The following is an 18,454-nucleotide window of genomic DNA, read 5'->3' on the forward strand; positions in this document are numbered from 1 at the left end:
GGTCTCAGACGTCCAGGTGCGACGGGATGCGCAGGTGGCGGCGCATGGCATCGACGAAGAGGGGATCGCGCCTGGCCGCCCAGGCGGCGGCGAGATGGCCCAGCGCGAAGAAGACGAGCCCGACTAGCCAGAGCCGGAGGCCCAGCCCCAGGGCCGCAGCCAGCGTGCCGTTCAGGATGGCAATCGAACGGGGTGCGCCGCCGAGCAGGATCGGCTCGGTCAGGGCGCGATGCACCGGGGCGGTGAAGCCGGGCAGGTCCATCAGACCAGCGCCCCGCCGCCGAAGGAGAAGAACGACAGGAAGAAGCTCGAGGCCGCGAAGGCGATGCTGAGGCCGAAGACGATCTGGATCATCCGCCGTGCCCCGCCGGAAGTATCGCCGAAGGCGAGCGCCAGGCCGGTGACGATGATGATCATCACGGCGATGATCTTGGCGACGGGGCCTTCGATGGAGAGCAGGATGCTCTGAAGCGGCGCTTCCCACGGCATGGAGGAACCGGCGGCCCGGGCCGTCCCGGAGAGGACAAGGGCCATGAAGCCCGCGGCCGCAGGGCCAAGGCGGCGGACAAGGGAAGTGTTCATGAGTGCTCTCCTGGAATGTCGTCGGTGGCAGGCTTCAAGCGGTAGTCGCCGTCCGGGCCGAGGCCGGTGACGCGGGCGAGTTCGGCCAGGCGGCGGTTGCTGCCCCGGCCGGCGAGCACGGCGATGACGTCGATGGTCTCGGCGATCAGCGCCCGGGGCACGGTGACCACCGCTTCCTGGATCAGCTGCTCGAGACGGCGGAGAGCGCCGAGGGCATTGCCGGCATGGATGGTGCCGATGCCGCCGGGATGGCCGGTGCCCCAGGCCTTCAGCAGGTCGAGGGCCTCGGGTCCCCGGACCTCGCCGATCGGGATGCGGTCGGGGCGCAGCCGGAGCGCCGAGCGGACGAGGTCGGAGAGAGAGGCGACGCCGTCCTTGGTGCGCAGAGCGACGAGGTTCGGCGCGGCGCACTGAAGTTCCCGCGTATCCTCGATCAGCACGATGCGGTCGCCGCTGCCGGCGACTTCCGCCAGCAGGGCGTTGGTCAGCGTGGTCTTGCCCGTCGAGGTGCCGCCGGCGACCAGGATGTTGAGGCGGCCCCTGACGGCTCGGCGGAGCGTCTCCGCCTGGGGCTCGGTCATGATGCCGGCGGCGACATAATCGGCGAGGGTGAAGACGGCGATCGCAGGCTTGCGGATCGAGAAGGCGGGGCCGGAGACCACGGGCGGCAGCAGGCCCTCCAAGCGCTCGCCGGTCAGCGGCAGTTCGGCGGAGAGCCGGGGCGCGCCGGCATGGGTCTCGACGCCGACGTGATGGGCGACCAGGCGGATGATCCGCTCGCCCTCGGCAGGGGACAGGCTCTCGCCGGTCGCCGCCATGCCGCCGGCGAGGCGGTCGATCCAGAGGGAACCGTCCGGGTTCAGCATCACCTCGGCGATGCCGGGATCGTCGAGGAAGCCGGCGATGGCGGGGCCAAGTGCGGTCCGCAGCATGCGGGTGCTGCGGTCGAGTGCTGGCTTGTCCGGTAGCTGAGACATCCGATCCCCCTCGCGTGACGCGACGGGGATGATTAGAGGGGGCGGACTCCGCTCCACTTCAACAAGGGGAATCCGGGCGTCGTAGCCTGGCGTGAAAAGACAGGCTACGGGATCAGCCCGCGTCCTTACCCTCGACATCGTCGGGGATTTCCTGGCGGAGGGCCGGGCCCTTGGCGAGGCGCCGGCCGAGTGCCGCGACGAAGGCGTCATAGCGCTCGCCGCCCTTGGCGCGGGCGGCAGCCTGCGTCGGCTCCGGCAGGGGCGGCGTGGCGATGAGCCAGTGGCGGACGAAGAGGGCGATGGTCTCGACCATGATGGTCTGGTCGCGTTCCACGCGCTGCAATTGCCTGCCCAGGTGATCGAGGCGGCGGGCCAGGGCCGCCTCCTGCCGTTCGGCGCCGTCGGGCGACAGGAAGGAAGCGATCGCAGCTTCCGCGATCATGGAGAGGGATTGCTGGCGTCTCGCCGCATAGTCGGCGAGCAGGCGCATGACGTCGGTATCGAGATAGACCGAGAGCCTTTCTTTCTTCATGGGTGCCCCTCAGAGTTCGATGCCGTCGCCGGGGTCCATCGCCGCCTGGCGGGCGACCTGCCTCATGGCACGGCGCGCGCTGCGCAGGCGGACGGCGTCCTCGTCCGGGTCGTCCGGCGGGTCGGGATCGAACTCGTTGAGGTCCGGCCTCGGGTTGGCGATGGGCTCAGGGTCTTCCAGCTCCGGCTGGCGGCGCTGGCCGCCGCTGACCGCTTCGTCGTCGGTGAAGAGCGGGGCTTCCTCTTCCTGCCCGCGAGGTGACGGGCGGGAGGGAAGCGGCAAGCCGGTCCAGTCGTCCGGGCTCGGTGTATTGCTGGCGCCGGTTGCCGGCGGCGGCAATATCCGTTCCCGAAAGCGCCTGTCCTCGAAGTAGCGGGTCTTGCGCGCCCGGATCGGCGGGATGCCGGCGACCATGACGATCTCGTCATCGGGCGGCAGCTGCATGATCTCACCGGGGGTAAGCAGGGGCCGGGCCGTCTCGGCCCGGGAGATCATCAGATGGCCGAGCCAGGGGCTCAGCCGGTGGCCGGCATAGTTCTTCATAGCCCGCAGTTCGGTCGCGGTACCCAGGGCATCGGAGACGCGCTTCGCAGTCCGCTCGTCATTGGTGGCGAAGCTGACCCTGACATGGCAGTTGTCCAGGATCGCATTGTTGGGGCCGTAGGCCTTCTCGATCTGGTTCAGGGACTGGGCGATCAGGAAGCTCTTCAAGCCATAGCCGGCCATGAAGGCCAGCGCACTCTCGAAGAAGTCGAGCCGGCCCAGCGCCGGGAATTCGTCGAGCATGAACAGCACCCGGTGGCGCTTCGCCTTCTCCTGCAGGTCCTCGGTCAGGCGCCGGCCGATCTGATTCAGGATCAGCCGGATCAGGGGCTTGGTGCGGCTGATGTCGGACGGCGGCACCACGAGGTAGAGGGTGGTCGGGGAATCGCCCGTGACGAGATCGGCGATCCGCCAGTCGCATTGCCGGGTCACCGTGGCGACCACGGGATCGCGGTAGAGCCCGAGGAACGACATGGCGGTGGAGAGCACGCCGGAACGTTCGTTCTCGGACTTGTTGAGCAACTCCCGGGCGGCCGAGGCCACCACCGGGTGCGGCCCGGCTTCGCCCAGGTGCCGGGTGGCCATCATGGCGGCCAGCGTCGCCTCGATCGGGCGCCGCGGGTCGGACAGGAAGGCGGCGACGCCGACGAGGGTTTTGTCCTTCTCGGCGTAGAGGACGTGAAGGATGGCACCGACCAGCAGGGAATGGCTGGTCTTCTCCCAATGGTTCCGCCGCTCGAGCGAACCCTCGGGGTCGACCAATACGTCGGCGACGTTCTGGACGTCCCGCACTTCCCATTCTCCGCGCCGGACCTCGAGCAGCGGGTTGTAGGCGGCCGACGCCGCATTGGTCGGGTCGAACAGCAGCACCCTGCCGTGCCGGGCGCGGAAGCCCGCCGTCAGGGTCCAGTTCTCGCCCTTGATGTCATGGACGATGGCGGAGCCCGGCCAGGTCAGCAGGGTCGGCACCACGAGGCCGACGCCCTTGCCCGAGCGGGTCGGGGCGAAGCAGAGCACATGCTCCGGACCGTCGTGGCGGAGGTAGTCCTTGCCGAGGCGGCCGAGCATCACACCATCCGCGCCCGTGAGGCCAGCCGCCGCGATCTCCTCCGGCATTGCCCAGCGGGCGGAGCCGTAGGTCGCGACATTCTTCGCTTCCCGGGCCCGCCAGACCGACATGCCGATGGCGATCGCGATCGCAAGAAGACCACCCGAGGCGGCGATCAGGCCGCCGGTCTCGAAGATGCCAGGGGCATAAGCGTCGAAGAAGTACCACCACCAGAACAGGGCCGGCGGGTAGTAAATCGGCATGCCGGCGATATGGAACCAGGGAGTGCCCAACTGGTCCTGGTAGCCCAGCTGCCAGGCCGCCCACTGCGTGGCACCCCAGATCGACAGCAGCACGATCAGGAAGACGGCCAGGATCTGGCCCCAGAGGATCTTTGTTGCCGACATGCTGCCACTTAAGATAGTGGGCGGAATTACAAAGTGAGGCGCAACAGAAGGGCGCTCAATAGAAACTCTTTATTGATCGGTACGTGGAGGGAATTGGCGAGGAAGCGCGTATAATTTGGCTTCTTTGCGGGTTGCATTGGCTGACGAGTAAAGAAATCGCGCCGTAAAAATTTTCGGCGCGATATGATATTACTTCATATCTATGTTATTTATTGATGCTGGAGAAAATATCATCTCCCATACCGTCGGCGATGTTGGGAATTATGATCTTTGGGTCCGTGCAACCGTTCTGTCTGTAAGGATCCGCATGGCCCAGAAGAACGCGATTTTCCACATTAAGGAGGTGATGGAAAGAAAAGCTAACATGACTAGAACGGGCGTGGCAGGTCCGCAAAGTAGCTCGCTAAGGGGCAGAAGGTTGGCTTTTTGCACTACCTCTGGCCCTACCTTCCAGACAGGGACGGCATAGAACCAGGATTCCAGGCCGGAGATAGCCAGAAAGAGCAGCAGAAACACGGTCGGTATGTCGTTATTGGTGCGCCATCGTTTGGGGAATTTCTTAGATATATGAGAGATCGCTAATTTGAGGCGAAAATAAGTCGTTTTGATCTGTTCTAAATCTGACGGCATTTTGTGCTCCTTGCCTCATATTGATTGCGCTGAATACTAGCGTTGAATTGATATATTGAGTAGTGATATCAGAGGTGATTCGTGAATTTCATGATCGCGAAACACCTCAAATTGCTGATGAATCCTTCAGTGAAGTGTCGCGGATATAGGTTGCATCATTTGTGAGCGAGTCAGGCGGAAAAAGGAATGCAGCGGAAAAAGGAATGCGTTGGCATAGTATGCCAATTATGCTATCGTGTAGCCTCAAACTAATGCTGTAAGATGCCGCCATGCCCACGCGCAACGTCGTGCTGACCGAACATCATGAGGCCGTCATCGACCGGCTGGTGAAATCCGGCCGCTATCAGAATGCCAGCGAGGTGCTGCGCGAGGGCCTGCGCCTGATCGAGCAGCGGGAAGCGCTCGATGCAGCGAAGCTCGACGCCTTGCGGGAGTCCGCACGGGTCGGGTTCGGCGATCTGGAGGAAGGGCGGTTTGTCAGCCTGACGAGCGATACCCTGGACGAGTTCGTCGGTAACCTGGGCCGGGAGGCCGAGGCGAGGGTGCGCAAGGTAGGCCGATAACTGTGGCTGCCGAACTCCGCCTCTCGGCGACGGCCCGGGAGGACATCGTCGACCTGCTCGCCTGGACGACCGAGCATTTCGGGGAACAGGCCCGCCTGCGCTATGAGCGTCTGATCGTGACCGCCCTGCGCGATCTCGCCGAGGATCCCGAGCGGATGGGCAGCATCGACCGCGCCGAACTCGGCCTGCATGTCCGTAGCTATCACCTGCGCCACAGCCGCGACCGGGTGCCTGGCGAGAAGGGCGTCGTTCGCCGTCCCCGGCATTTCCTGCTGTACCGCGTCTCACCCGCCGGCGTGATCGGTGTCGGCCGCGTGCTGCACGACGCGATGGAACTCGATCGCCATCTGCCGTCGCTCTACGGCGACGAATAGGCCTTACAAGCCGAGACCCTTCTTCCGTCCTGAGTTCCAGTCGATGCCGCCGTCAGGCCGGCCGATGCCGCTCACCTGCTGACCGAGGCGCTTCTCGATGGCTGGTGACCAGGGCACGAGCTTGAACCCGAGGCCGTCGTCGATCATGGCGAAGCTGCCGGAGGCGAGCGCGAAGCGCCGACGATAGAGGCCCGAGATGGGACTGCTGGGTTCCGGTTGCTCGAAGGCAAGGCCGGTCTCCTTGGCCAGGGTCTCGCCGAGCGCGTCGACCTCCCGGCGCCGAAGCGTATCGAGCAGGTTGCGGGCATAGATGACACGCTGGTCTGTTCGGCGGGCGAGGCCTTGCTCGGTGAGATGATTGGTTCGCCGCGCCAGGGCTTCGCGCACCTCCGCGCCGAAGCCGGTTTCGGCCAGGGGCAAGGGATCGCGCGAGACGGCCTGACGGTCGAGCCAGGTGGCGCCGGCCGCGGTGACCTGCTGTTCCAGCGAATAGTCCGAATGGGTCGCCAGCATCATGTGGTGCCGGCCCCCTTTGTCGGTGAACCTTCGCAGCTCGACGATCGAGCCCGGCGCACTGTCGCCCGCGGCATCGAGGTCGGGCAGGCGGAGGTGATGGGTGCGACCGTCGGTGCCGTCGACGATGGCGAAGGCCGTGCCCTTCAATTCGTCGTCCAGGCCCCGCTCGACGAGGCGGCCGATGATCGGGGCGTCTTGCTGTTCGCCGGCGAGGACATAGCTGGAGGCGGCGCGTTCGATCCCCTGTTCGGCGAGGCCGCGGTGAATGCGCTTGATGACGTCGCCGCGTTCGCCGAGTTTCCGCAGTGTGGCCTCGGCTTCTTCCGCCATCACCCATTGGCCGGGGCCGAATTCCCGGGCGAGGCCGAGGGCTTCGAGCTTCCGGAGCCGGCCCACCTTCAGGACATGGAAGGCGTCGGGCTGCTCGCCGGCGCGCGGGGCGAGGTCGATGAGCCCGAGGCCGCCATCATGGCGCAGTTGCCGGTCGAGCGCGGTCCAGCGTTCGCTCTCCACCTGCTGTTCCAGCGCACGGCGGATCTCGTGGTCGGTGCGGGGCCCCAGTTCCCGCGTGATCAGGTCGCGGGCCCGATCGCGGAGGCCCTGCTTGATGTAGTCCCGGGCGATGACGAGGTTCTCGCCGTCGTCGCGCACGCCGCGCACCAGGATGTGGAGATGGGGGTGGCCCGTGTTCCAGTGATCGACGGCGACCCAGTCGAGCTTGGTGCCGAGATCCTGTTCGGCCTGGGCCATCAGGTCGCGGGCGAAGCCGCGCAGGTCCGCCATCTCGGGGGAATCGTCGGGTGAGACGATGAAGCGGAAGTGATGGCGATCGTCCTTGCAGCGCTCGGCGAAAGCCTTGCCGTCGGCCTCATCGGTGGCAGGGCCGAACAGCCTGGCCTTCTCACCGTCGCGGGTGACGCCGTCCCGCCGCAGGTAGGCGATATGGGGCGCGAGCGAGGCGCCCCGCAGGCCGGCGCGGACGACACGGGCCTTGATCACGGCGCCGCGTGTCCGGCCGGTGATCAGCCGGTTGGCGATGACGGTGGCTCGCTTGCCCCGACCGAAGTGGGAGCGGTTTCCCTTTGAGATCTTGCCGGCCCGGGAGACAGTGCCGCCGGCCTTCCGTGTGGCGGCCAGCGCCTGGGCGACGAAGGGCCGGACGCGCTGGGCCTGGGGCGATCGGATGCGTCCCGGTCGGATGCGGAAGTCGTCATCCGTCATCGCCGACTTCCTGCACCTCGCGCGAGAAGCGCGGATCGCCTCGGTTTGAAGGCCGGCAGTGAGGTGCGGTGGAACGGCACACATCGCGGATCGTGGGTGTAAGTCCTTGAACTTGCTGCATCCCCATCCGCCACACCTCGCATTCCTTTATCCTGCCTTAGTGCTATCGCGTGCCGGTTCTCCCCTCGGATCACGCTGTGATGTTCAGAATTACGATCGGCAATAGAGCATTTCATGGGCGTGCCCTCGGAATGAAGAGGCCCGATGAGGCCGGCGCGAGGCTGACGACAGTCGCCGTCGCGCTGCCATCGGCTTGCCGACGCGGCGCCAGCCGATCGTCGGTGGACGGCACGCCGGCTGTGGTGATGAAGAGCGGTGCCGAGGTCCAGGCGTGACCGGCCGGGCGTAGCCCGCCGGCAGCCGGGATCGCAGCCGTGCCGTCGATCGCCGGCTGCAGGGCGGCGACATAGGCGACGGTTTCGGAGGGCAGGGCGCGGCCGGTCGACAGATGGTCCGCGTAGCGGCCGGGGCCGGTATGATAGGCCGCGAGGAAGCCGAAGGCGCCGAAGCGATCGTACATCTCGCGCAAGTAAGCCGTGCCCGCCATGACGTTGTCGCCCGGCTCGAACGGATCCGCGCCCAAGGCGTAGCGGGCGCGAAGATCCGCCCACGTCTCCGGCATCACCTGCATCAGGCCCATGGCACCGGCGACGGAGACGGCGCGTGGATCGCCGCCGCTCTCCGCCCGGATGACGGCGCGGATCCAGGCCTCGGGCAGGCCGAAGGCCAGCGAGGCCGCTGCAATGTGCCGGTCGATCCCGCTGTCGTCGGTGGGGCTCTCCGCTGTTGCCGCGAGGACTTTCGGCGGCAGCGAGGCGATGCCGGGAAGGAGAAGGAGCAGGGCGAAGCCCGCGAGCTTCGATGCCCGGCGGCGAAGCGGCAGCATCGTTCAGGCCTTGTCGGCGTGCCTCGACGGGCGGCTCCAGTGCAGCGACCAAGCCGTGCCATCGGCACCGGCCTGGAACAGATTGGCGCGGATCGGCTGCACGAAGACGGGATCGTCGATCTGCAAGGCGAGGAAGTCGCCGGCCCGCTCGCCGGTGCGCTTCCAGGCGGCGCCGATCTCCGGCCCATCGGCATGGTCGAGGTGAATGCGGAAGGCCGGCGAAGCTCCGGCCTCCGCATGTTCGACGGGCACGAGAACGACGTCGATGTCGAAGGCGAGGCTGCGGATGCGGCCGGTGAAGCCGGTCTCCGTGCGGGTGAACTCACCGATCTGCGGCATGGGATGCTCCTGTTGCTGGGCTTGGGAGGGGAGGTTCGGCCCGCTGCGGCGAGGCCTTCGGCTCGCTGTCGGGCGGCTCGATCCAGAGCGGGACGGCGACGCCGATCACGGCGGACAGCGGCAAGGGGCCGAAGTAGCGGCCGTCCAGGCTGTCGCGGATCTCGGGGTTCAGCAGGAAGATCTCGTCGGCGTCGAGTCGGCGGCAGCCCTGCCAGACCGGCAGGACGCGGCCGCGCCGGTCGTGCGCTAGTGCGCTGGCGACTGGTGCGCTGTCGATCGTGACGGCGGCATCGACCCGGCACACTGTCTGCCCAGTGAGGGCCGCGACATGCTTCAGCAGGGGCACGCCATCTGGCAGGTAGCCGCCGTCCGCCAGGAAGCGCGCCAGCGCGTCCGGCGGGGCCACGGCGACGACGTCGCCGATGGCCGGCAAGGCACCCGGAAGGATCAGATAGAGCCCGATAGGCGTGCTGGCCGAGGCATTCCAGAGTAGTCGGGGCGTCACCGGACGGAGCGCCGGGGCGACGAGGGCGGCGGCCGCAAGGCCCGCCGTCACGAGGATGCCGGCGCGGGTCATGGCAGGATGCTCCGGCGTTTCAGCCAGGCGCGATGACGAAGCAGCGTGTAGGGGCGCGGCTCGCCACCGGCGAGCAGCCGATGGTGCATGTGACGCCAATGGTCCGGTGCGACGGCAGCGGGCGGAACGCCCTGCGCCCCGATCGCATCGATCAGGCGGAACACCTGCTCGACCTTCGGCCAGCCCTCGGCGGTTAGCAGGATCTCCGCACCGGGGCGGACGAAAGGCAGGCTCTGGTGCGGAGCACCGGCCGGTAGGGCGCGCAGGATGTCGAGCCGGGAGAACACGGCACCATCATCGCCGGCAGTCCAGCGGACGAAGGCGAAGACGGCGTCCGGCGCGAAGCCGACGACGCGGCGGTGGCTGTCGGGCATGCGCTCGGCGATGTAGTCGCCGAAGCGCAGCCAGTATTCGCATTGCTTCTCGCGCCAGGTCAGTTCGACTGTCGTCAGCCCGGCGAAGGGATCGGTGGCGGACATCATGGCTGTCCTCCATCGGCTTCCGGGAAGTGACGCTCCAGCAGGTCGCGCAGCATGTCGGCGACGGTCAGGCCGCGTGCGAAGGCCGCGATCTTGATCCGGCCGCGCAGCGCCGGCGTGACGTCGATGGTCAGGCGTGCCGTGAAGGCCCGGGCGTCAGCCCGGCCTTTCGGCTCGGGCGTTTTCACCCAGCGCTCGGCGTCGCCGGGCCGCGCGGCGAAGACGCGCTTGCCCGTCATGGCGCGAGCCTCCCGACCTCGGCGGCAAGGGCAGCGATCTCGTCCGCCGCGATACTGTCCGCATTGATCTCCGCGGCAAGACGGCCCGTCCGGGCGGCATCGGCGAAGACGATGCGCTGCCCGACGGTGGCCGCCAGCACCGGGGGATCGTGATCTGCCAGCGTGGCGGCGGTCTCCCGGGCGATCACCGTGCGCGCGGCGCAGCGGTTGAGCACGAAGCGCGCGGTGAGGCCCGGCTTGAAGAGGCCCGCCTCGTCGAGGAGGCGCAGCATTTCGGCCGAGGCCCAGCCGTCGAAAGGCGAGGGCTGGACGGGGATCAGCACGACCTCGGCCGCCAGCAGGGCGGAGCGCATCAGCGCGGCGACCCGAGGCGGCCCGTCGATGATCAGGTGATCGACATCGCCGGCCAGGCTCGGCACTTCCCGGTGCAGCGTCTCGCGCGGCAGGCCCACCGTCCCGAACAGGCGCCCGGACCCGCTCCGGGCGCGCTGGGCGGCCCAGTCGAGCGCGGAACCCTGCGGGTCCGCATCGACCAGCAGGACCCTCCTTCCTTCCCGGGCCCATTGTCCCGCGAGATGCAGGGCGAGGGTGGTCTTGCCGGTGCCGCCCTTCTGGTTCAGGAGGGCGACGATCATGGCGCCCGTCCCTGGCCGATGTTGTCCCGGCTTTGCACCGGACCAACATCATCAATGTTAGATTCTACGTTAGAGTCTAAGTTAAGGGAGCGTTTTTTCGTTCCGGCGCAATAGGTTACGGGTGGTTTGGGTTCCTGATAGCACGAGTCCCGGGTTCCCGATAGCACGATAGCCGGGGTTCCCGATAGCACGAGGGGTTCCACAGGATATCCACAGGGTTCCGGTTCGAAGGCGAGCAGCAGGCGGCCGCTCGCATCGGCCTGCGCCGAGAGCCTGTAACCGGGCAGGGGCTGGCGGCGGATGATGTCGCGCAGTTCGAACGCGAAGCGCTTGAAGGGCGAGAGACAGCCGGACTTCTGGTGCAGATGGCGGAAGTCGAGGCGCCAGCCATGGGGCTGGCGGCCGCCGTGCTTGCGCACCAGGCGGTAGAGCCAGCGGTCCAGTCCGCCGGTTAATCGGAAGTAGGCCCGGTCGATGGTCAGCACCAGGGCATCGCCCAGGACGGCCCGGTAGAACCAGTCGGGCACGATCAGTTCGATGCCGGCAGGACGGCCGTGGCCGTCCGCCCGCTCGACCCATTCGTTGATCCAGGAGAAGCGATGCAGGCGCCGCTCGCTGGCTTGGCGCAGCGAGGTGGCGATACTGGTCGATTGCAGGCGGTCGAAGGCGGCGCGGAGACGCTGATAGTCCCGCAGCGAGGTGCCCCGGCCGATGAAGGTCAGGATCTCATAGGGACTGGCCGCCATCAGGCGCGAGGTGCGGAGGCCCGCATCGCGCGCCTCGACGATCTGGCTGGCGGCCCAGATCAGCACGTCGGCATCCCAGATCGTGGCCATGCCGTGTTCGGCGACGGCCTCGACCCGGATGGTGACATCGCCCGAGCGGAAGTCGATGGGCGTGGTGCGGGGTGTCTTGGCCAGGCTGAAGAAGGGATAGGCCATCAGATCCTGGGCATCGCGCGGGGCGAGGTCGCCGGGCAGGGCGCGGAACAGTTCGAGCTGTTCGCGCTCCGACCGGCGGGGATGGCGATGGGACATCGTGGGATCCCGCTCTCAGCGCCGGGGCTTGCCGGCATAGGGAATGAGGTCCGGCTTCTGGCGCTTGGCCGGCAGCACGGTGCCCCGGCCGGGATCCGAGGTGGAGGTCTTGGCACCGCGGTCGGCCCAGGCTTGCAGGTCTTCGAGGGCGTAGACGACGCGGCCGCCGAGCTTGCGATAGGCGGGGCCGGTGCCATAGGTCCGGTGCTTCTCGAGGGTGCGGCCGGACAGGCTCAGGAAGCGGGCGGCTTCGGGGGTGCGCAGGAAGCGCGGCGGCAGGCCGGCGGGATTGGCGGACACGATCGAACCTCCGTGGGTGAGGCCGTCCGGATCGGTGAGGGACGGCGGTCAGGGAGGAGGCTGGCGGAGAAGGACAGCGCGGAGGGATGGTGAAGGCGACGGACGGATTATCGCCACCCCCGCCCTATCGGCGTCGGCGGAGCAGGCGGCGGTAGCCGCCGCGCAGCAGGGCGAGACCGTCCCGGACGAGACGGATCGTGGTGTCGCGAAGCGGGCAGGTCTTCCAAGGAAAGGCGGCGATGCGGCGAAGGCCGAAGAGCGCCTCGGCGATCGCCCGATAGGCCGCGCCGGTGCAGTGACCGTCGAGGGCGCGCAGGACCTGCCGCAGGCGGCAGCGGCGCTGCGGCGTGAGTCGAGTGTCGGGCGGCACGGTGCCCGATGCCCGGATCAGGCGCGCCACGGCATCCAGCCGACCCGCGCCGTGCCGGTCGAGAATGACAAGCGCAGCGAGCATCCGGCCCGGCGCCGGACCGCCCGATATCAGGACGCGGAGGTCGCTCCCGGCGACGATGCCCGGCTGGTCACCGTCGAGGCCAGCGGCGACGATCTCGATCACGGGCAGTGGCGCCGCTTCTCCCGCTTGGGGGAACAGCGGCGCCGGCACGAGCAGGACAAGGCCAGGGTCGATCTCGGGCGCCCAGAAGACGCGGGCCTGATCGGCGGGGAGGTCAGGATCGACAGGGAAACAGGAGGCCCCAGCGGGCACGGAAGGCGGCCCTTGCTGCAGGATCGTCAGGGCCGGCCATCAGGGCGGCGTAGTCACGCCGGTAGTCGGAATTGCGGCGCAGGAATTCCCAGGCGAGATCCGGGGCGGCGAGATTGTCGAGGTAATCGTAGGCCTGGGGATCCCTCCACAGGGATGGGGGTGTGTTCATCAACGCCCTCCTGTTTTCAGCATGGTCAATGCTCGGAAAACGAGTTTTCAGAAAAGGCGTGGCGGGGGAAGTCCTCGCAACGGCAACGGGTGATGCCGAAATTCGGTCACTGTCCGGGGGTATTTGCACCCGGGATCATAACGTCTCTATAGCCCTGCCCGGCGAGCCAGCGGGCACGGGCGAGGTGGCTGTCGTAGACGAGGCGCGCCCGTTTCGGTTCGATACCTGCGTCGATGCCGAAGACCAGCGACACGGCCTCGCGCCAGTCGGCGCCTTCCGCAGCGGCATCGAGCAGCCGGAAATAGCGCCCGGTCTGCTGCCGGTCGTAGTCCGTGAGCGCCGGCTGATCCGGTGCGTGATCCTGGAATGCTTGCGTCATGCTTGCCCCCATGACGATGGCGGTCACGTTAGCCAGTTTGACGCTCGTCTCAAGGCCGATTGATCCTGCTTCGGCGAGAGATGTCGTCGAAGATGAGGGCATTCGCGCCGGATTCGGTCGGGTGCCGATTTGTAGAGAATACTCCGTGGCGGAATACTCGACAAGCTCGTGTCCTCTGGGACATGGAGATACGAGAGATCCTGGCGCAGAATCTGAAGCGGCATCGGAAGGCACAAGGCCTGTCGCAGGAAGAGCTTGCCCATCGCGCCGGAATCGACCGGACCTATGTCAGTTCGCTGGAGCGCCGTGTCTATGCCGCCGGCATCGACGTCGTCGACCGCCTGGCCAAGGTCCTCGGCCTTGAGGCCGCGGATCTGCTTCGCCGGCCATGAGGGTCAACGGACAGTTCCGGGAGAGGAGATAGGGGTTTGGGGAAAGAGGTGGAGGGAACCGTCCCTCTTTCCCCATGGGAGGGCGTTTGAGGGAGGGGCGAGCCCCTCCCTCATGGGGTGAGCGGCGAGAGGGGGCTTGCCCTCTTTCGTCAGCGGAGGCGGCCGGTCGATCCGGCCGGCGCCGCTTCCGATCGAGGCGAAGGTCAGAGGCGGCATCCGCCGCCTCTGACCTGCCTCTCAGTCGGTATCCGGACCGCTGGACTCCGGATCGAGGTCGTCGTTCCCGTAGACCGCCTGGATCACCGCCATCAGGTGCCGTCCTCCGATCTCGAGACGGCGTTGCGCGGCGAGGATGCTCACGGCGGCCTCGTTCGCCTCGAGTGCGCGGATCGTCTCTTCCATGTCGTCATGCGGCCCGAGGTTTTCGAGCGCGATGACGTCGCCATCCTCGTCGTAGCCGCCGTGAAGATACATCGGTGCCGTCTTCAGCCTTTCGGCAGCAAGTTCGGCTGAGCGGATGAGGCGGAAGCCTTCTTCCCGCTGCTTCCAGTATTCGGTGCTGCCGCCGTCGATGGGCGTGATCTTGTGCTGAATCATGAGATGTTTCCTTTCGCTCTCTGACGGAAGGAACCCGCACCGGCGCATCGAGGGGTCAGGGACGGCGCAAGCCGCCGCTGCGCGGCGAGCGGAGGAACCGATTTACAGGTGTCGTCCTTCAGGGCGGCGCCTGTAAATTGGAGGGGCCGCTCGTCCTTGACGCCGGAGAGGCGGTGCCATGATGGGCCGTCAGAGAGAGAAGAGAGCCCGCGGCCCCGACCAGGGGCCGCGTCCGTCACGGGAGAGTTTGAGAGGGGAGGCTTGCCCCCTTATCATGAGGACATCCGGCCGGTCGATCCGGCTGGAGGTCCTGTCGATGCCGTCAGCAACTGCCGTCGCCGGCAGCGAGGTGGGTTCACGCTTGCTCGGATCCTCGTGGCAGAGATCCCCGCCCGGCCGGGGCCGGGCGGTGTGCTCCCGGCAGCTCAGTCGCCGTTGGCCTTGCGGCCGCGCGACCAGATGAGCGAGTAGCCTTCCCCGTCCTCGTCGTCGAACAGGTTGGCGTAGATCGGGGCGGTGAAGCTCGGGTCGTCCAGCTTCAGGCCGAGGTAGCTGCGCCCCTCGTTGGACTTCTTGGTCCAGGCGGCCCCGATCTCGGCCCGGCCGACCAGGATGCGGTGGCTGGGGGCGTTGTCGCCGTTGCCCTTGTTCTCGGGCACGATGCGGACGTTCCTGGCCTGGACGGAGAGGGTGACGATCTCGCCGGTGTATTCGTTGCCGGACTTCTTGAAGGTACCGATGGTGGCCATGTGAGTTCTCCTTGGTCTGTCTCGAGCCCGCGACCATCGCGGCCTCGATGGCGATCGGCAGGCCGAAGGCGATCGACGCCGCACCCGCTTGCGGGCCGGAACGAAGAGGAGGGCGGCGGCGGGACGCTTTCTTGCCTCGCGAGGAATGCGGGCTTGCCTGCAGGGGAAGAAAGTGGCCAGGCGACGTTGCGGCACAGGCGATCGAGGCGAAGCCGGCCTTCGGCCAGATCAAGCCCTCGAGAGGCCGTGGGGGCGGGTGACGGGACCTCCGAAGGCCAGGGAGGGCTCATAGGGCCATCTGGGAACATCGGGATCGAGGCAAGGCGCCGGTGGGTTTCTCATCTCGGTCTTGGCCATATCGCGTGGTGCCGGGATGAGAGAGGGACTTCGGCCTCGCCATCTACCGTGTCCTGGTCGGCCGGGCCGGGATCGGGGCGTTGGCGAATGGTTGGCAGCGTGGGGTGTCTGCGTGCCGCTGAATGGGGCGATGAGCCGCAACGGGTGACGCACCGACCTGTTCGACGACGAGGACGAGGAAGGTTGCCTTTCTCGGGCCTTCCGTGGGCATGGCCGGCAGCGGTGGGGCCGTCAGGGGTGCTCCGTCCGGCTGGGCCGGGCGGGGGTCTTACCATGAGCGTCACTTGCCAGGCTGGCCTTGGCCAGCCATCTGCATCCAGGCGCCGCTGCCGGTGACCGCGGCACCCATGATCGAACAGGCGAGCTGCCAGCCCTCTGACGGCACGATCAACACGGAGAGACCGTAGACGGTGCTGTAGCCGGCGATGGCTGCCGGCACAGCAAACATCAGAGCGACGGTGATCTGGAGCCAGTTCGGGCGAACGGTGGCGACAAGCCATTGCCCGGCGGCGAGTGTGATGCCGCCGGTGATGCTGCCGAGCAGGAAAGCCGGGACGATGCCGGTGCCCTGGTCGAAGGCCCAGAGGCCGACAGTCATGCCGGCGAACAGGGGGAGTGCAAAGCGGGCTAGGCTGAACAGCAGCCAGCAGAGGAACAGGGAGCCGGCGAGCGAGCCGACGATGCCGAGCGCAATCATGGCGGTGGCCTCCGTGCAAAGGGCGAACGGTTGCGCCAGCCACCACCTCCAAGGCGCAGGTTGAAGAATAGCATGGCCTGGACAAGACCGGAACGTCCGGTCGTCGATGTGACGATCAGCATTGCCGTGAAACAGTATTCCCGGCTTCACGGCAAATCGGCTTTACGGAAAGGCGGCGCTCACGCGCCCTTCGGGATGCGCCAGACCGGGATGCCGGCCATCCGGGCCTTGTCGGCGAGATTGTCCTGGATGCCGGTGCCGGGGAAGACCAGGACCCCGATCGGCAGTTCGGCCAGCATGGCGTCGTTCCGCTTGAACGGGGCGGCCTTCGCATGCTTGGTCCAGTCGGGCCGAAAGGCGATCTGCGTGACCTTGCGGGTGTCGGCCCAGCGGGCGGCGATGTGCTCCGCCCCCTTGGGCGAGCCACCGTGCAGGAGGACCATGTCGGGGTGGCGGGCGTGGACCTTGTCGAGGCGCTCCCAGATCGTGTGGTAGTCGTTGTAGTCGAGCCCGCCGGTGACGGCGATCTTCGGCCCGTTCGGCAGGAGGACCGTGGTGTCGGCCTTGTGTTTGGCGGAGAGGAAATCCCGGCTGTCGATCATGCTGGCGGTCAGCATGGTGCGGTTGACCTTGGAGCCGGAGCGGGGGCGCCAGATCGAGCCGGTGTGGCGTTCGAAGTGGTCGGCGGCCTGGTCGCGGAAGAATTCCATGCCGTTCCGCCGTTCGATCAGCGTGATGCCTTCGGCGGTCAGGCGCTCGAGTTCGACCGATCGGACTTCGGAACCATCCTGTTCCCGCTGGCTGCGGCGCTGCTCCTGCTCGTTGGCGTCGAGATCGCGTTCGATGCGATCGATCGCGCGGTGGAACAGGTTCACGGTGGCCCAAAGCAGGTCGTCGAGATCGGCTTCGAGGCGGGTGTCGCGCAGGCTGGTGACGAGAGCGTCGAAGATGTCGGCGACGGCGCCGGTGACGATGCGGGCTTCGGGCAGGGGCCTCGGGTCGGGTTCGTCCTCGAAGGGGCGGTGGCCGTAGAGCTGGAGTTCGGTCAGCAGGTGGGCGGTCGGCGAGGCGTCGTGCGCTTCGTAACCGGTGTCGTCATGGATCGTCATTGTGCGCTTCCTTGCTATCGCTCGGCCGCGCCCGTCGCGGCCTTCATGGCGACGGAGGACGGCGGGCGGGCCGGGACTGCACCGCAGGGGCGAAGCCCGGCGGCCGGAGCGCAGCGGAGGATGGCGAAGGAGGCGGCTATTTTGCCTGGCGATGTAAAGGCGGGGCACCCGCCGACGGAAAATAGCCGCCCCCCGCCATTGCGGTGCCGGACCGTTTGCCGTCCCGATCGCCTCTGAAGAAGGCCGGGGCGCGGCCCTCTGCCGATGGCGGAAGCACGGATGATCCGATGCCGGGAACGGGACGTGCTTTATCGCAGCTTCAGTCGCATGGCCTGTTGATGGATGAGGAAGCGGAGAACATCTTCCGGTGCGAGCTGGGGCCGGAGGACTGAACGGAGTCCGTCGGTGCCGTTGGTACAGAGATCCTCGTTGAAATCCCCGAGGTCCGGTGTGAGGGGAAGCGCCTCGATTCCCGCAGCATGTGCCAGGGCGACCAGATGGTCTCGAGCTTTGAAGCCGGCAGGATCGTTGTCGTGGACGACATAGAGCCGTTCAAGGGTCGGCGGCAGGATCAGAGCCGCGAGATGTGCGGCCGAGAGGGCAGCGGCCATCGGCATCATTGGCAGGGCAATGCGGAGGGAGAGAACCGTCTCGATGCCTTCGCCTGCAGCCATGACGTCTTGTGCCGTGCCAAAGCGCACACCGTTGCCGAGCAGATGGCCCATGGCCCTTCGCGGTGTCGTGATCGCGGCCTTGCCGTCGCCTGCGGCATCGAGCCAGGTGCGGTGAATGCCGGTGATCCTGCCGTCGAGATCGGTGACGGCGGCGATCATGGCGGGGTCAGCCTGGCGCAGCGAGGTTCCGTCCGCCTGGTAGTAACATGACGGGTGGTAGCGGAGCGCGGTGGTTTCGTGCAGAGCCGTGATCCCGCGTTTGCGGAGATACGTTTCCACGATTGTGCCCGCAATCGGCTTTGCCATGGCGAACAGCCGGCGAGGTGCGTTGGCGGGCCGGTAAGGCCCCGGCGCCGGTGGATATACCGGTGAGTGGGGACTTCCGAGGAATCGTCGCGCTTCCTCGGCGACGTCTCGGAAAGTCCCGAGACCGGAGGCTTCCCGGATGATGTCGAGCAGGTCGCCGTGCTCGCCGCTGGCGGCATCCAGCCATCTGCCGATCGCACCCTTGCCGCTGGCCGGCCCGGTCAGGCGGACGAAGAGCGAGCGGCCGGGTGTGTTGCGGGCATCGCCGACCAGCCAGTAGCGGCCTTCGCGCCGGCCGGCGGAGAGGTAGTGCCGGCAGACGGCCTCGGCGTCGCGGGCGAGCTGTCGGGCCAGTTCCTTGGCGTTTTGCATCG

At 67.3% G+C, this 18,454-nt stretch carries 25 protein-coding genes; 3 read left to right on the forward strand and 22 right to left on the reverse strand.

All coding sequences use genetic code 11. The features are described from left to right. Positions 1-4: 4 nt before the first annotated feature. The 5 genes from DKG75_RS06165 to DKG75_RS06185 all read right to left on the reverse strand — a co-directional run bounded on the left by DKG75_RS06165 (position 5) and on the right by DKG75_RS06185 (position 4,089). Positions 5-262 (reverse strand): VirB3 family type IV secretion system protein, encoded by a 258-nt coding sequence (locus tag DKG75_RS06165; protein ID WP_109920229.1) that lies wholly within the window; start codon positions 260-262, stop codon positions 5-7. Continuing rightward, positions 262-582, reverse strand: coding sequence for a TrbC/VirB2 family type IV secretion system protein (locus tag DKG75_RS06170; RefSeq protein WP_109920230.1), 321 nt, complete (start codon positions 580-582; stop codon positions 262-264). The genes DKG75_RS06165 and DKG75_RS06170 overlap by 1 nt, the downstream gene beginning before the upstream one ends. Next, a complete protein-coding gene (gene trbB / locus DKG75_RS06175; RefSeq protein ID WP_208112062.1) occupies positions 579-1,559 on the reverse strand; it encodes a P-type conjugative transfer ATPase TrbB in 981 nt (326 codons plus the stop codon). Before trbB ends, DKG75_RS06170 begins: the two co-directional genes overlap by 4 nt. Positions 1,560-1,671: 112 nt before the next feature. Further along, entirely contained in the window at positions 1,672-2,091 is a 420-nt protein-coding gene (locus tag DKG75_RS06180; protein WP_109920232.1) for a CopG family transcriptional regulator, read from the reverse strand. Between the two features lie 9 nt (positions 2,092-2,100). Then, on the reverse strand, positions 2,101-4,089 hold the full coding sequence (locus DKG75_RS06185) for a conjugal transfer protein TraG (protein ID WP_109920233.1): 1,989 nt from the start codon (positions 4,087-4,089) through the stop codon (positions 2,101-2,103). Positions 4,090-4,988: 899 nt separating this feature from the next. Here DKG75_RS06185 and DKG75_RS06190 point away from each other — a divergent pair. Next, entirely contained in the window at positions 4,989-5,282 is a 294-nt protein-coding gene (locus tag DKG75_RS06190) for a type II toxin-antitoxin system ParD family antitoxin (RefSeq protein ID WP_109920234.1), read from the forward strand. A 2-nt stretch (positions 5,283-5,284) separates the two neighbouring features. Beyond that, positions 5,285-5,656 (forward strand): type II toxin-antitoxin system RelE/ParE family toxin, encoded by a 372-nt coding sequence (locus DKG75_RS06195; protein WP_109920235.1) that lies wholly within the window; start codon positions 5,285-5,287, stop codon positions 5,654-5,656. Positions 5,657-5,659: 3 nt separating this feature from the next. Here DKG75_RS06195 and DKG75_RS06200 read toward each other — a convergent pair whose 3' ends face one another. The 12 genes from DKG75_RS06200 to DKG75_RS06255 all read right to left on the reverse strand — a co-directional run bounded on the left by DKG75_RS06200 (position 5,660) and on the right by DKG75_RS06255 (position 13,199). Beyond that, positions 5,660-7,393 carry a relaxase/mobilization nuclease domain-containing protein gene (locus DKG75_RS06200; protein WP_109920236.1) on the reverse strand — a complete coding sequence of 578 codons (1,734 nt, stop codon included), beginning with the start codon at positions 7,391-7,393 and terminating at the stop codon, positions 5,660-5,662. Between the two features lie 232 nt (positions 7,394-7,625). Next, positions 7,626-8,339 carry a lytic transglycosylase domain-containing protein gene (locus DKG75_RS06205; protein ID WP_109920237.1) on the reverse strand — a complete coding sequence of 238 codons (714 nt, stop codon included), beginning with the start codon at positions 8,337-8,339 and terminating at the stop codon, positions 7,626-7,628. Positions 8,340-8,342: 3 nt separating this feature from the next. Beyond that, positions 8,343-8,678 (reverse strand): DUF736 domain-containing protein, encoded by a 336-nt coding sequence (locus DKG75_RS06210; protein WP_109920238.1) that lies wholly within the window; start codon positions 8,676-8,678, stop codon positions 8,343-8,345. Next, positions 8,662-9,255, reverse strand: a complete 594-nt coding sequence (locus DKG75_RS06215) for a S26 family signal peptidase (RefSeq protein ID WP_109920239.1) — start codon at positions 9,253-9,255, stop codon at positions 8,662-8,664. The genes DKG75_RS06210 and DKG75_RS06215 overlap by 17 nt, the downstream gene beginning before the upstream one ends. Then, positions 9,252-9,737 (reverse strand): DUF2840 domain-containing protein, encoded by a 486-nt coding sequence (locus DKG75_RS06220; RefSeq protein ID WP_208112061.1) that lies wholly within the window; start codon positions 9,735-9,737, stop codon positions 9,252-9,254. The genes DKG75_RS06215 and DKG75_RS06220 overlap by 4 nt, the downstream gene beginning before the upstream one ends. Continuing rightward, on the reverse strand, positions 9,734-9,973 hold the full coding sequence (locus DKG75_RS06225; protein ID WP_109920240.1) for a hypothetical protein: 240 nt from the start codon (positions 9,971-9,973) through the stop codon (positions 9,734-9,736). Before DKG75_RS06225 ends, DKG75_RS06220 begins: the two co-directional genes overlap by 4 nt. Next, the gene (gene parA, locus DKG75_RS06230; RefSeq protein WP_109920241.1) at positions 9,970-10,608 is read right to left on the reverse strand and encodes a ParA family partition ATPase; all 639 of its coding nucleotides are present in this window, start codon (positions 10,606-10,608) and stop codon (positions 9,970-9,972) included. Before parA ends, DKG75_RS06225 begins: the two co-directional genes overlap by 4 nt. Next, positions 10,605-11,645: a replication initiator protein A gene (locus DKG75_RS06235; RefSeq protein WP_109920242.1), complete on the reverse strand. Its 1,041-nt coding sequence runs from the start codon at positions 11,643-11,645 to the stop codon at positions 10,605-10,607. Before DKG75_RS06235 ends, parA begins: the two co-directional genes overlap by 4 nt. 15 nt (positions 11,646-11,660) lie before the next feature. Beyond that, positions 11,661-11,945 carry a helix-turn-helix transcriptional regulator gene (locus tag DKG75_RS06240; RefSeq protein WP_109920243.1) on the reverse strand — a complete coding sequence of 95 codons (285 nt, stop codon included), beginning with the start codon at positions 11,943-11,945 and terminating at the stop codon, positions 11,661-11,663. Positions 11,946-12,069: 124 nt separating this feature from the next. After that, on the reverse strand, positions 12,070-12,501 hold the full coding sequence (locus DKG75_RS06245) for a DUF2285 domain-containing protein (RefSeq protein WP_109920244.1): 432 nt from the start codon (positions 12,499-12,501) through the stop codon (positions 12,070-12,072). A gap of 112 nt (positions 12,502-12,613) precedes the next feature. Beyond that, on the reverse strand, positions 12,614-12,820 hold the full coding sequence (locus DKG75_RS06250) for a transcriptional regulator domain-containing protein (protein WP_109920245.1): 207 nt from the start codon (positions 12,818-12,820) through the stop codon (positions 12,614-12,616). A gap of 106 nt (positions 12,821-12,926) precedes the next feature. After that, positions 12,927-13,199 (reverse strand): DUF2285 domain-containing protein, encoded by a 273-nt coding sequence (locus DKG75_RS06255; protein WP_109921040.1) that lies wholly within the window; start codon positions 13,197-13,199, stop codon positions 12,927-12,929. Between the two features lie 182 nt (positions 13,200-13,381). Between DKG75_RS06255 and DKG75_RS06260 the strand changes: the two genes are divergently transcribed. After that, positions 13,382-13,591, forward strand: a complete 210-nt coding sequence (locus DKG75_RS06260) for a helix-turn-helix domain-containing protein (RefSeq protein WP_109920246.1) — start codon at positions 13,382-13,384, stop codon at positions 13,589-13,591. 237 nt (positions 13,592-13,828) lie between these two features. Here DKG75_RS06260 and DKG75_RS06265 read toward each other — a convergent pair whose 3' ends face one another. The 5 genes from DKG75_RS06265 to DKG75_RS06285 form a co-directional block, all read right to left on the reverse strand. Continuing rightward, positions 13,829-14,188 (reverse strand): hypothetical protein, encoded by a 360-nt coding sequence (locus DKG75_RS06265; protein ID WP_109920247.1) that lies wholly within the window; start codon positions 14,186-14,188, stop codon positions 13,829-13,831. A gap of 425 nt (positions 14,189-14,613) precedes the next feature. After that, on the reverse strand, positions 14,614-14,937 hold the full coding sequence (locus DKG75_RS06270) for a DUF736 domain-containing protein (protein ID WP_109920248.1): 324 nt from the start codon (positions 14,935-14,937) through the stop codon (positions 14,614-14,616). 637 nt (positions 14,938-15,574) lie between these two features. Then, positions 15,575-15,991, reverse strand: a complete 417-nt coding sequence (locus DKG75_RS06275; protein ID WP_109920249.1) for a hypothetical protein — start codon at positions 15,989-15,991, stop codon at positions 15,575-15,577. Positions 15,992-16,170: 179 nt separating this feature from the next. Next, complete coding sequence (locus DKG75_RS06280) at positions 16,171-17,100, reverse strand: DUF2493 domain-containing protein (protein WP_109920250.1); 930 nt, start codon at positions 17,098-17,100, stop codon at positions 16,171-16,173. A gap of 308 nt (positions 17,101-17,408) precedes the next feature. Continuing rightward, entirely contained in the window at positions 17,409-18,452 is a 1,044-nt protein-coding gene (locus DKG75_RS06285; protein ID WP_425319009.1) for a DUF7146 domain-containing protein, read from the reverse strand. Positions 18,453-18,454 lie beyond the last annotated feature (2 nt).

The sequence above is a fragment of the Zavarzinia compransoris genome (assembly GCF_003173055.1).
Taxonomy (GTDB): Bacteria; Pseudomonadota; Alphaproteobacteria; order Zavarziniales; family Zavarziniaceae; genus Zavarzinia; species Zavarzinia compransoris.